The following is a 13,415-nucleotide window of genomic DNA, read 5'->3' as shown; positions in this document are numbered from 1 at the left end:
TGAGAGATCCGCTTGGTTCGGAAAGGTTTGGGGAAGGTCCAGTTTGTATGTTCCGTGCCTCTACCTCTTACCGTTTGAGGGTCTCCGCTCCTCCTTCAGCACGAGACGCTCCGCACCGAGCCTTGGAAACCATGATCGCCCCACGTGCACGCCTCGCTTTCCTCTATTCGTGCGCCGCGCTCCTGCTCGGCCTCCTGCTCACCGGGCCCGTCCAAGCGCAGAACACGCTCTCCGGGGTGCTCATCAACGAGATCCTCGCCGATCCGAACTCCGCAGGATCATCCCAGGACTGCAGTACGGCGACCACACCCTGCTTCGACACCAACGGCAGCGGGGCCGCTGAGGCCGATGACGAGTTCGTCGAGTTGTTCAACACGTCGGGGCTAGAGGTCGACATCTCCGGGTGGGAGATCTACGACGAAACGGGGCTCCAGCATACCTTCCCCGGCACCGTGGACTCAGGCACAACCTTGCTCGCTGCGGGCGGGTTTGCCGTTGTCGTGAGCAACTACGATTCCCCCCCTGCGAATTTCTTCGAGGCATCGAGCGGGTCGCTCTCGCTCAACAACGGCGCGGAGACGGTCTACCTCCGCGACCCCGGCACCAACACGTTTGTCGCGGCGTCGTACAACGGCGACACGCCGACGAACACGCCTGCGGGAACCCCGAACGGGATGTTCGAAGCGTTCGGGAGCGACGAGGACGGGCAGTCGATCCAGCGCCGGCCCGACGGCTCGACGACGTTCGTGGTGGACACGCCGAACCCTGCCGCGACGAACGGGGGCGGGGCGGCCAACGCCGCCCTCACGCTCACGACCGTGGTGGACCGGGCCGATGCGGTCTGCTCAGATCCCAACGATGTCAACACCTGCAACCTCTCGTCCTCGTCTTCGTCAGTGACGGCGGCGCCGGGGGAGAAGGTCGTCGTCCGCTACACCGCCGAGAACACCGGCGACGTGACGCTGACGACCCACGACCTCGTCGACTCCGAAGAGGGCGTGCTGCTCAGCAACTTCTCGTTCGACTTGATGCCGGGCGCAAGCGTCTTCATCGACAATTTCAGCATGGCCTCGGGGATGCCGGGCGCCGACGTCCGCACGGCGACGTGGACGGCCGAGGACGCTGAGGGCACCGTGGCCGTCGGGGAAGACATGTACGAGATCGTCGTCGAGACTCCGCCCTCGGAGTTCGATTTTGGCGATGCGCCCGGGAGCTACGCCACACTGCTCGCCGACGGCGGGGCCCGCCATGCCATCACGTCCGGCGTTCACCTCGGCGCGCTCGTCGACGCCGACGCCGACGGCCAACCCAGCGCCGACGGCACGGGCGACGACACCGACGGCACCGACGATGAGGACGGTGTCGCGCTCCCGGCTTCCCTCGTCGCCGGTGCCACGCAGCCCATCACCGTCGTGGCCTCGGCGGCCGGCTTCCTCAGCGGCTTCGCCGACTGGAACGGCGACGGTGACTTCAGTGACTCTGGAGAGCAGGCTTTCGACGACGTGGCGCTCGTGCCCGGTCCGAACACGCTGTCCCTCGCGGTGCCGGCCTCGGCGGTGACCGGGACGACGTTCGCGCGGTTCCGGTTTTGCTCGGCCGAGGGCGATTGCGACACGTCGGCCGGGCTAGCTGAAGATGGGGAGGTCGAGGACTACGCCGTCGAGGTGATCGAGGCCGCGTGCTCGGAGTCGTTGATCATCTCGGACTTCGCCGTCTTCAGCGACAGCAACGCCTTCGAGCTCCGCAACACCGGCGCCGAGACCGTGAGCCTCGCCGGCTGCTCCTTCGTTGCCACCTACAACGACGTCTACGTCTCGCTCGACCTCGGTGGAGGTACCCTTGTCCCCGGCGGCGCCATCGGCTTCACGCCGGGCGACCAGTTCCGCAACGTCTTCGGCGGCCTCGCTCTCCTCGACCGCGTCGACGCCCCGGCCACCGGTACGGCCATCGCGGATGTCCAGCCTGACATCGTCGCCTCCCTTGTCTACCTCGGGCACGACGTCGTCTACGGGTTCTACCACCGCGACCCCGACAGCTTCCAGGCGCAATGCGCGGACTACGCCCGGGCCCGGCTCAGTTCCTTCGCCGTGGAGCAGTGCGCTCCGCTGAGCCGCGGCGACGGCTCCGGGCAGAACGGCCCCGTCGCCCTCACCCACGCCGAGCTCACCGAGGCCATGCTCGCTACCGAGCGCGGGGCGACGACCTCGGCCGAGACTGACGCGCTCCCGACGGCGTTCGGGGTCTCGGCGGCGTACCCCAACCCGATGCGGGAGCGGGGGACGCTGACGGTGGACGTGCCGGAGGCGGCCAACGTGCGGGTGGTGGTCTACGACGTGCTCGGCCGTGCGGTGGCCGTGGTTCTCGACGAGGCTGTCGAGGCGGGGCGCTACGCCGTGTCGCTCGACGCCTCACCGCTGGCGCCGGGGACGTACCTCGTGCGGATGACGGCGAGCTCCTTCGCTCAGACGCAGCGCGTGACCATCGTGCGCTAGCCTCGGCTGAGACGGTATGACGTCGCGGCCCCGCCCGAGCATTCGGGCGGGGCCGCAGTACATTCGGCCGACTGCGTCATGAGGAGCGCGGCGGCTACCCGTTCGACTGTGCAAGGGCGCGAGGGAGGTTGCCCGGCTCGGGCGGGTTCGGTCCGGCGGGCCAGCCCTCGCGCTGCCGCGTCCGGTCGCCGTCGGTGGCCTCGGTCTGGTCGTGGAAGAGGATCTGCTGCGTCGGGAACGGGAGGTCGATCCCGGCTCCGGCGAGCGCCCCGGCGGTCCGTTGGAGCACCTGATCCCACAGCTTGACCACGTTCGAGCGCGTCGGGTCGGTCCACCACCGCACGCGGATGTTCACCGACGAGCCGGCGAGCTCCCACGTCAGCACGTCGGGGGCGGGGTCCTTCAGCACGCCCTCGATTCCCGTCACCGTCTCGAGCGCGATCCGCTTCGCCTCCGCGATGTCGTCGCCGTAGCCGATCCCGATGTCGTAATGGCTGCGGACCATCTCGTAGGCCGTGATGACGGTCACGGGGTCGGTGTAGATCTGGGAGTTCGGGATGATGACGCGCTTGCCGTCGTAGGTGCGGATGAACGTGGCCCGCGTCTCGATCTTCTCGACGGTGCCCGTGTAGTCGCCGGACGTGATCTCGTCGCCCTCGCGGAACGGCTCGCGGAGGAGGATGAGCACGCCCGCGAGGAGGTTCTGGAAGATGTCCTGGAACGCGAAGCCGATCGCGACGCCGCCGATCCCGAGGAGCCCCACGAGCTCCCCGATCCCCATCCCTGGCGCGACGACGGTGATGGCGACGAGGACGCCGAGCACGAGGAGCCCGAAGTAGGCGAGCCGCCCGAGCACCTGCCCGACATTGGACGACTTCCGCCCCTCTGTCGTCGTGCGGATCGCCTTCCGCACGCCTTTGGCGATGAGCCAGAACGCGAGGAAGACGACGATCGCGAGGATGAGCTTAGGCAGGAGCGCGAAGAACCCGTCGATCATGTTGTCCACCGTGCGCCAAGCGTTCGAAACCTCGGCGTTGAGGTCGGTCGGGGCAGCGGGGGCCGAGGCAGCGAGGGAATCTTGCATGGGAGCGGGGCGGGGCGGGAGGGGAGCGGCTCCGCTACCACGGAGTGGCGAGCGGTTCGGTTTCCGCAAGGGCCTGCGCGAGAGGAGCGGGTGTGACCGGTGAACGCGAAGTGGGCACAGGGTGGACAGCGAGTGAGTAGGGCGGTGGAGCCCGGTCCTAGTAGCTTGATTTTAGAGCCTCTCCAACGGCGATCCTGCTGTTTTTGCAGGGCACGTCTCTCCGCAATTCTCTACGAACGCACCCGCTTCCGAAAGGTCGGCCGAAGCGCAGAGGCTCCGGCTGAACGGGTCCAACTCCTCTCCATCATGGCTACCGCTACCGCTCTTCTCGCTCACGGCTTCTCATCGAGGCGCCTCCTGAGATCCCTCGCCCTCCTCCTCGCCTTCCTCTTCACTCCCGCGGCGCTCGCGGCGACGATCACCGTCAACACCCTCGACGACGAGGACAACACCGACGGCGATTGCTCGCTCCGCGAGGCCGTGCGGGCCGCGAACACGAACGCCGCCGTCGACGGCTGCGCGGCCGGCGAAGCGGGGGGCGACACGATCACGTTCTCGGCCCTCTTGCTCGACGGCACGGTCGCGTTGGCGATGGGAGAGCTCACCCTCACCGAAGCCGTGACGATCGACGGCGGCACTTCGCCGGTCACCCGCATCACGGTCGATGCGGAGGGCACCAGCCGCATCTTCGACGTCAGCGCGGACACCGATGTCGCCTTCACGTCGCTCGTGCTCGCGAACGGCGATTCCGGCGAGGGCGGCTCCTCCGCTCCCGACGCCGGCGGTGCCGTGGACCTCAAGGCCGGCAGCGCCGCGACGTTCACCGACATCGACGTGCTCGACAGCGTCGCCGGGATCAACGGTGGCGGCATCCACGGGGCCGGCAACACCGCCATCGTCATCACCACGTCGACGGCAGGCACCTCCACCATCAGCGGCAACGAAGCCCAGGGCAACGACGCCGGCATGGGCGGCGGCGGCGTCTGGGGCGCGGGCTCGACGGTCATCACCGGCAACGTCCTCATCACCGGAAACAGCGCGACGGGCACGAGCGGCTCCGGCGGCGGCGTGTTCAACTTCGGCGGCACGCTCGACATCACGGGCGCGACGATCTCGAACAACACGGCGAACCGCGCCGGCGGCGGCATCGAGGACTTCGGCGACGACGACGATGACCTTGACGTGACGCTGACGGACGTGACGCTGAACGGCAACTCCATCGACGTGGCGGCTCCGGGCAACGGCGGCGGATTCCACTCCGGCGGCGGCGAGGTCGTGGTCAGCGGCGGCACGGTCACCGGCAACACGGCCGTCGAAGGCGGCGGCCTGTGGGCGAGCGGCTCGCTCGACGTGAGCGGAACGGACATCGCCGACAACATCGCGACGGGCGACGCAGCCGACAACGGCGGCGGGGCGCTCTTCAACCAGGGCGGCACGCTGACGGTCTCGGACGCGACCATCAGCGGCAACGTGGCGACGGGCGCCGCCGGCTCCGGCGGTGGCATCTTCAACAACGGCGGCACGCTGACCGTCTCCGGCGGCTCGATCACCGGCAACACGTCGAACCGCGCCGGCGGCGGGATCGAAGATGCTGGCGGCGACGTGACCGTGACCGGCGTGACCGTCTCCGGCAACGACGCGGGGACCGCGCCCGGCAACGGCGGCGGCCTCCACAGTGGGGGCGGCACCGTCAGCGTCAGCGGCGGCGAGTTCTCCAGTAACACCGCCGTCGAAGGCGGCGGGCTGTGGGCGTCCGGCTCGCTCTCCGTCGATGGGACCGAGGTGGCCGACAACGTGGCGACTGGCAACGACGCCGACCAGGGCGGCGGCGGCCTGTACAGCCAGGCCGGCAGCATCACCGTCACCGACGCCGCGATCACCGGCAACGCCGCGACCGGCACGGCCGGCTCCGGCGGCGGCATCCTCGCGAACGGCGGCACGTTCAGCGTATCCGGCGGTGAGATCTCCGACAACACGTCGAACCGCGCCGGCGGCGGGGTCGAGGTCGCCTCGGCCGAACTCACGCTCGACGACGTCGACTTCGACGGCAACGATGCGGGCACGGCTCCCGGCAACGGCGGCGGACTCCACATCGGCGGGACCGGGACGGCGACCGTAACCGGCGGCACCGTCAGCGGCAACACGGCCGTCGAAGGCGGCGGGTTCTGGAACGCCGACCAGGGCGGTCTCTTCGTCACCGGCACCGCGTTCGACACGAACACGGCGACGGGCGCCGCGGCGGACCAGGGCGGCGGCGGGCTCTACAACGAAGGCGGCAAAGTCATCGTCGCCGACGCCACCTTCACCGGCAACGCGGCGACGGGCGCGAGCGGCTCCGGCGGCGGCATCTTCAACAACCAGACCGGCACGATGGATATCACGGGCTCGGTCGTCACCGGCAACACGGCGAACCGCGCCGGCGGCGGGATCGAGGACAACGCCGGGAATCAGCTCACGCTCTTCCGCGTCACGCTCAGCGGCAACACCGTCGGCACGGCGCCCGGCAACGGCGGCGGCCTGCACATCGGCGGGACCGGCACCGCGGTCGTCGACAGCAGCATGGTGATGGACAACGTGGCCGGCGGCGAAGGCGGCGGGCTGTGGAACTCGGCGGCCGGCACGCTGATCGTCCGCGCCACGACCGTCGCGGGCAACAGCGCCCCCGTGACCGGCGGCATCCACAACGACGGCATCGGTGGAGCCATCATCGTCGAGCGGAGCACGGTCTCGGCGAACACCTCCACGGACGGCGGCGGCGGCCTCTTCTCCGAGGGCGGCACGCTCGACGTCATCAACAGCACGGTTTCCGGCAACACCGGCGACATCGGAGGCGGCGTCTGGACGACGGGCGGCACGACGACGCTCAACAGCGTCACCGTCGCGTCGAACACGGCCACGAGTGCCGGCGGCGGGGCCGCGAACGGAGAGGAGGGGAGCCTGGCGTTCCTCAACACGATCCTCGCCGACAACGCCGCGCCGACGGGCCCCGACTGCGTGGGCACGCTGAACTCCGGTGATTTCAACCTCGTCGAGGACGCGTCAAGCTGTACGATCGAGGGCGCGACGGACAACACCATCACCGGGCAGGACGCGCAACTCGGGCCACTTGCCGACAACGGCGGCTCCACCGAGACGCACGCCCTGCTCGACGGCAGTCCCGCCATCGACGCGGGCTTCGCCACGCTCGCGACCGACCAGCGTGGGTTCCTGCGCGAGGCAGGCACGGCGGACATCGGCGCCTTCGAGCTGAACGCTACGCCCGTCGCGAGTGAGGACGGGCCGGGCGGGGAGAACGGCGACCCGAGCGATGCCGCGATGCCCGGCGGCTTCGTGCTGGAGCAGGCGTATCCGAACCCGTTCCGTGACGCTGCCACACTGCGCTTCGGCGTCGCGGAGGCGCAGCACGTCGAGGTCACGCTCTACAACGTAATGGGCCAGCGGGTGCGGGTGCTCTACAGCGGCACCTCCGCCGGCGGCCAGGTGCAGGACGTGCGCATCGACGCGGCGGGCCTCGCGAGCGGGCTCTACTTCGTCCGCTTCGCTGGCGAGAGCGTGCAGGCGACGCAGCGCATCTCGGTCACGCGCTGAGCATCCCAACGCGGGAAGAGCGCGGGCCCTCTCGTCTCCTCGGAGGCGGGAGGGCCCGCTTCGTTTGGTACGAACGGGAAGCTTACCGCGTGAGCTACGCCCGACCTATGTCGAGGCGGGTTCGGTTGCCGGAGAGTGGGCCGATGGAGCGCCCGGAGGCTTGCGTCCGGCGCGTATGGCCGACGAGGTCCGGCGCGCTTTGGATGAGCCGACGGGTGCACATTCCGACGGCGGGAGCGCAGCGAGGATAGTCCTACTTCTCTAAAACGGCCGTTTTAGCGGAGGAGCGGCCTGCAGTCCATCAGCGGGAGCCGCTATCGGCCGACGGGCTACGGTCGGCCCGGTAGGGTAGAGGCCGGAAGGCGGGACGTGGAGCGCGGAAGGTGGTTGTCTTTGGTGAGATAGGATGCTAGGTTTCGGACTCTCTGCTCGCTAAAGCTGCAGCCCGCTTCTGGCTTCCGACCCCCGTTCCACCTCGTCCCGCATCCCTCTATCCGACGGACTCGCGGGGCCCGATTCGACCCCTCTTATGCGCCGCACCCCTGCCTCCGCTCCCCTTACACGCCTTACCGTTTGCGCGCTGCTTCTGAGCCTGTTCCTCGTCGGGGCGCTGCCGACGTGGGCGAGCGCGCAGGGACTCTGGCCGGGCACGCCGACGCCTCCGTCGAATGCGCTGACGACGTCCGCCCTCTTCGAGGACTTCGAGGACGCCGACGTCACGTATACGCCCTCCACGGCTGAGTTCTCCGACGGCGGCACCGACTTCTTTACGCGCACCGATGGGTCCGGCATCGCGACCTCGTACGTTGTGACAGGCTTCAACGGCGCTTCCTATTTCGCCGCTCAGGACATCGACGGCGAGGGCGCGACGCTGCCGGTCTCACTCGTCTTTAGCGGCATCGACATTGCGGGGCTGACGGACCTCACGTTCTCCGCGCGCTTCGCCGAGGACGACGACGGCACGAACGAGGATTGGGACGAGCCCGATTACGTCCGCGTGTTCGCCTCCATCGACGGCGGCACCTTCGTGCAGGTGTTCGGGATCGAGAACAACGGCAACACCTTCAACTCGGCCCCGTTCGTCGACACCAATCTCGACGGCACCGGGGAGGGGGCGGAGATCACGTCCGCCTTCGCTGAGTTCTCCGCGGCGATTGCCGGGGCGGGCTCGACGCTCGACCTCCGCATCGAGTTCAGCCTCGACTCCGGCGATGAGGACATCGCGATCGACGACGTGACCGTCACGGGAACCATGGGCGACGGCGACACGGACAGCGACGGCGACGGCGTGCCCGACGTTGAGGACAACTGCCCCAACGACCCGAACCCGGACCAGGCCGACGGCGACGGCGACGGCATCGGTGACGCCTGCGACGAGCCCGACATGCCGATGGCCGGCCTCGTCATCAACGAGTTCCTCGCCGACCCGGCGGGCGACCTCAGCGGCGACGCCAACGGCGACGGCGTGCGCGACGGATCGGCCGACGAGTTCGTGGAGATCCTCAACCCGACCGACGAGCCGATCGACATCTCGGGCTGGACGCTCAGCGACGCCGTCGGTGTGCGCCACACGTTCGCGGCGGGCACCGTCGTCGAAGCCCAGTGCGGCGCCGTCGTCTTCGGCGGCGGCTCGCCGTCCGGCGACTTCGGCTTTACCGTCGTGCAGACGGCGAGCGCCGGCTTCCTCGGTCTCAACAACGGCGGCGACACGGTGACGCTCGCCGATGCCTTCGGAATGACGGTGGCGGAGGTGGCCTTTGGCGCCGAGGGCGGCAGCGACCAGTCGCTCACGCGCGACCCCGACGTTACGGGCGACTTCGTGCAGCACAGCACCGCGACCGGGTCCGGCGGCGCGCTCTTCTCGCCCGGCACGCAGGTCGATGGCACCGCCTTCGCCGGGTGCTCCGCGCCGCCACCGCCGGCCGCGGTCGTCATCAACGAGTTCCTCGCCGATCCGGCGGGTGACCTCGCCGGCGACGCCAACGGCGACGGCACGCGTGACGGCACGGAGGATGAGTTCGTCGAGCTCGTCAACCGGACCGATGCTCCCGTCGACATCTCTGGCTGGACGCTCAGCGACGCCGTCGGCGTGCGCCACACGTTCCCAGACGGGACGGTCCTCGCCGCGCAGTGCGGCGCCGTCGTCTTCGGCGGGGGTAGCCCGATGGGCATCTTCGGCGGGATGACGGTGCAGACGGCCGGCGGGCTCGGCCTCAACAACGGCGGCGACACGGTGACGCTCGCGGACGCCTTCGGGGCCGTCATCGCCGAAGTGACGTATGGCGGCGAAGGCGGCAACGACCAGTCGCTCACGCGCGACCCCGACATCACCGGCAACTTCGTGCAGCACGCCTCGGCGCTGGGCGCAGGCGGGGCCTCGTTCTCGCCCGGCACCCTCGTCGATGGCTCCATCTTCGAAGGCTGCGACGCGCCGCCGCCGCCGCCGAGCGACATCGCCGAGTGCACGTCGCCGACGTACATGCCGCAGACGCTCTTCCCGGGCCTCTCCGGGCAGGCACTCATCGACGCGCTCATCGCGGCCTACAAGCCGAACCCGGCGAACATGCCGGCCAACTACGGCATCGCGCGCGACTTCATGTACGCCTTCATCGACAACATGGACGGCACGCTCGAAGGGGTCTACTCCGGCTTTACGGCGACCGGCATTCCGCAGGACCTGAACACGGCCCGCAACGCCGCCCAGAACGCCGGCTTCAACGCCGAGCACACCTGGCCGCAGTCGATCGGGATCGCCAACGACGAGCCCGGCGCGCGGACCGACCTCCACCACCTCTTCCCCGCGCGTTCGAACGTCAACTCGGCCCGGAATAACTACCCCTTCGCCGAGATCCCCGACGCCGAGACCGACCGCTGGTACATCAACGCGACCAGCCAGAGCACGATGCCGACGTCCAACATCGACGGCTACGCCGAGGCTAATTTCGAGGCGAGCCCGGGCATCGACCTGCCCTTCGGGGACCGCCGCTTCGAGCCGCGTGAGGAGCACGAGGGCAACGCCGCCCGCGCCGTGTTCTACGTCGCGGCCATCTACCAGGCCCTCGTCAGCGACCCCAGCGAGCAGGCGTTCCTCAACACCCAACTCGGCGCGATCCTGAACTGGAACGACATCGATCCGACGGACCAGACCGAGTACGAGCGGACGTGCGCCGTGGCGGAGTTGCAGGACGAGAAGGTCAACCCCTTCGTCATCGACCCGACGCTCGCGCGGCGCGCCTTCGCGACGGGCGTGACGGTGGCGAACGTGCAGCGCGTGCCCCTCGTCCCGGCCGCCGACGAAGCCGCGACCGTGACGGCCGACGTCATCACGCCGGGCGAGCCCACGGCGGTCCAGCTCCGCTACCGTGTCAACGGCGGCGCCGAGATCGCCGTAGACGCCACGAGCTTGGGCGGCATCGCCTATAGCGCGCAGATCCCGGCCTCCGCGTACGGCGACGGGGACCGCGTCGAGTACGCGTTCTTCGCTGCCGTCGGCGAGGCCAGCAACACGAGCCCGACCCAGGGCTTCTTCGCCGGCACCACGCCGATCGCGACGCTCAACGACCGCGACGACGACGGCGTGCTGAACTACCTCGGCTACGGTGCCCGCGTCAACGGCGTCGGCACGGCCGACACCGGCACGTTCTCGACGAACAACCTGGAGGTCTATATCCAGGACGCGACGGGCGGGCTCAGCCTCTTCCGCGGCGGCGACACGTTCACGCCGTTCGCGGCGGGCACGCGCTACACCGTCCTCGGCGTCGTCGAGCAGTTCAACGGCAAGACCCAGCTCCAGCCCGTCGCCGTCATGGACGAAGGCCCGGCTGCGGTCGACCCGCTCGTGGCGACGATCGCCGAGCTTCAGGCGAACCCCGAGTCGTTTGAGAACGAGCTGATCCGGATCAACGGCGTCACGCCGGGCGATTTCCCGCCGGCCGGTGACAGCGGCGACGTCCCGATCGAGGACGGTTCCTCGCCCGAGCCGCTCACCATGCGGATCGACAACGAGACGGGCATCACCGGGGCCGACGCGCCGCCCGCTCCGTTCGACCTCGTCGGCATCTTCACGCAGTTCGACACCGACGGGCTCCCGCTCGACGGCGGCTACCAGATCCTCCCGCGCGGCCCCGAGGATCTCGGGAGCCCGCAGCAGGATCGCTCGTGCCCGACGGCGCTCGTGGTCTCGGACTTCCGTGCCGCTCCGAGCGACCAGGAGTTCATCGAGATCCAGAACGTCGGCGACGCGGCGGTCGACTTCGCCGAGGTGGATTGCGTCGTCGGTGCGTTCGGCTCGGCGTCGTACCTCGGCCTCCCCGCCGCCGGCATGCTCGCCCCCGGCGAGACGCTGACGTTCGGGGCCTCGGCCTCCGGTGCCGACATCGCCTTCGCCGACGGCACCCTCCGCGACGGGTACTCTGGCCTCGCCGTGCTCGACCGCGAGGCCCTCGCCGACGGGACGCCGATCCCGGCGATCCAGCCGGACATCATCACGTCGCTCGTGTACCTCTCGGGCGGCGTCGTCTACGGGTTCTTCCACGTCGACCCGGCGCAGGCGCAGACGTACTGCGGGCTCTACGCGGGGCGGCTCCACCCCTTCGCCCAGAGCCAGTGCGCAGCCGCGCGCGGGACGGGCGACGACGGCTCGGTCACGCGCGACTTCGCGGCGATGGTCGCAGCGGCAGAACAGGAAGACGCGGCAGCACGCGCGGCGGCGGTGCCGACCGCGTTCGCCCTCGCCCCGGCCTATCCGAACCCGTTCTCTTCACGGGCGACGCTCGGCGTCGACGTACCGGAAGCGGCGTCCGTCCGCGTTGTGGTCTACGACGTGCTCGGCCGCTCGGTGGCTGTGCTCCTCGACGGCGCGGTGGAGGCGGGCCGCCACGAGACGGTCCTCGACGCCACCGCACTGGCGAGCGGGGTCTACGTCGTGCGGATGACGACGGACGGCGGGTTCGTCGCGACGCAACGGCTCACGGTCGTCCGCTAGCTCGATGCGCTCTGCGCTTCAACCGCGGCCCCGACTGGACTCTTCCGGTCGGGGCCGCGGTGCGTAATGGCGGCACGGGGCCACACCCGAGACCCGAGCCAGAGCGCGCCAGCGCGGGTGCCACGCTTCCCCCGTCGTGGGCGACAGGGCAGTAGCGGGCTGAGTGACGAGTGCTCTGTTGAGAAGCTCAGCACAGCGACCCTTCGTGTCATCCCGAGCGCAGCCGAGGGATCTCTGAGGAGCTGCTCGGTGCTCAGGAGAGATCCTTCGACAAGCTCAGGAGAGATCCTTCGACAAGCTCAGGAGAGATCCTTCGACAAGCTCAGGAGAGATCCTTCGACAAGCTCAGGATGACAAGAACGAGAGCTTCTCAACAGAGCAAGTGACGAGCTTTTTCGTACGCCCGTGAGCCGGTTCACCTTGCATTCACGTTCCTGTTTGTTGACGGCTAGAGAGGAGTGAAATCGCTGCCCACTCTCGCGCCGCTCGTCCACTACGTAGCCCCGTACCCATTCGAGCGCAACAATGAACAACGCCATACGCCTAGCACAGAGGGTTGCCGTCCTGACCGCCACGCTCCTCACAGCGTTCACCATGCTTGCGCCGAGCGCGTTCGCCCAGACGTGCCCGAGCCCCGCCACCGAGTGGACGAACCCGGCCGGAGGCAACTGGGGCGACGCCGCCAACTGGTCCAACGGTGTCCCCAGCGCCGGGCTCAACGCCTGCATCATCCTCGACGCCAGCTACACCGTTGACCTCAACGTCAACGGCACGGCCATGAGCCTCGTGCTCGGGCGCTCGACGGGCCTCAACGTCCAGACCCTCTCGATGGTGAACCGCAACCTCACCCTGGGGAACCCGAGCACGATCAACGTCAACGGCGTGCTCGACTGGCAGAGCAACCAAATCGGCGGCGGCTCGACGCTGACGAATGACGGCTTGCTCGCCATCGGGGGGAGCAACATCAAAGACATCGCGGGCAACACGACGATCCGCAACCAGAACCTCACGAGCCTCAGCGGCACCGGCAACCTCCGCTTCCTCGGCGGCAACAGCCTCTTCGTCAACGCCGCGAGCGGGACGTTCGACCTCCAGAGCGACGCCGACTTCATCATCTTCAACGGCGGCAACGCCTTCGACAACGACGGCCTCTTCCAGAAGACGGGCGGCTCGGACGTCAGCCAGGTGAGCCAGAGCAGCCTCGACTTCGACAACGCCGGGACCGTCGAGGCGCTCTCGGGCACGATCCGGTTCGGCGGCGACGGCG

The 13,415-nt window shown here is 69.2% G+C and carries 5 protein-coding genes; 4 read left to right on the top strand and 1 reads right to left on the bottom strand.

Annotated features, from left to right (window positions below; translation table 11 throughout):
• Window positions 1-131 precede the first annotated feature (131 nt).
• Window positions 132-2,492 carry a lamin tail domain-containing protein gene (locus tag ABJF88_19190; protein MEP0549064.1) on the top strand — a complete coding sequence of 787 codons (2,361 nt, stop codon included), beginning with the start codon at window positions 132-134 and terminating at the stop codon, window positions 2,490-2,492.
• Between the two features lie 94 nt (window positions 2,493-2,586).
• Here ABJF88_19190 and ABJF88_19185 read toward each other — a convergent pair whose 3' ends face one another.
• The gene (locus tag ABJF88_19185; GenBank protein MEP0549063.1) at window positions 2,587-3,576 is read right to left on the bottom strand and encodes a mechanosensitive ion channel family protein; all 990 of its coding nucleotides are present in this window, start codon (window positions 3,574-3,576) and stop codon (window positions 2,587-2,589) included.
• A 306-nt stretch (window positions 3,577-3,882) separates the two neighbouring features.
• Between ABJF88_19185 and ABJF88_19180 the strand changes: the two genes are divergently transcribed.
• From ABJF88_19180 to ABJF88_19170, 3 genes are all read left to right on the top strand, one after another.
• The gene (locus tag ABJF88_19180; GenBank protein MEP0549062.1) at window positions 3,883-7,164 is read left to right on the top strand and encodes a choice-of-anchor Q domain-containing protein; all 3,282 of its coding nucleotides are present in this window, start codon (window positions 3,883-3,885) and stop codon (window positions 7,162-7,164) included.
• Between the two features lie 529 nt (window positions 7,165-7,693).
• Complete coding sequence (locus tag ABJF88_19175) at window positions 7,694-12,148, top strand: lamin tail domain-containing protein (GenBank protein MEP0549061.1); 4,455 nt, start codon at window positions 7,694-7,696, stop codon at window positions 12,146-12,148.
• Between the two features lie 525 nt (window positions 12,149-12,673).
• On the top strand, window positions 12,674-13,415 hold a 742-nt coding region (locus ABJF88_19170), incomplete at its 3' end, for a hypothetical protein (GenBank protein MEP0549060.1).

It is taken from the genome of Rhodothermales bacterium, assembly GCA_039944855.1.
In the GTDB taxonomy this organism is placed as follows: domain Bacteria; phylum Bacteroidota; class Rhodothermia; order Rhodothermales; family JANQRZ01; genus JBBSMX01.
This window is presented reverse-complemented; position numbering and strand designations above follow the sequence as displayed.

Excerpts from the sequence above, each read along its gene's own strand:
- ABJF88_19190 (MEP0549064.1), top strand. The coding sequence starts at position 132 with ATGATCGCCCCACGTGCACGCCTCGCTTTCCTCTATTCGTGCGCCGCG.
- ABJF88_19185 (MEP0549063.1), bottom strand. The coding sequence starts at position 3,576 with ATGCAAGATTCCCTCGCTGCCTCGGCCCCCGCTGCCCCGACCGACCTC.
- ABJF88_19180 (MEP0549062.1), top strand. The coding sequence starts at position 3,883 with ATGGCTACCGCTACCGCTCTTCTCGCTCACGGCTTCTCATCGAGGCGC.
- ABJF88_19175 (MEP0549061.1), top strand. The coding sequence starts at position 7,694 with ATGCGCCGCACCCCTGCCTCCGCTCCCCTTACACGCCTTACCGTTTGC.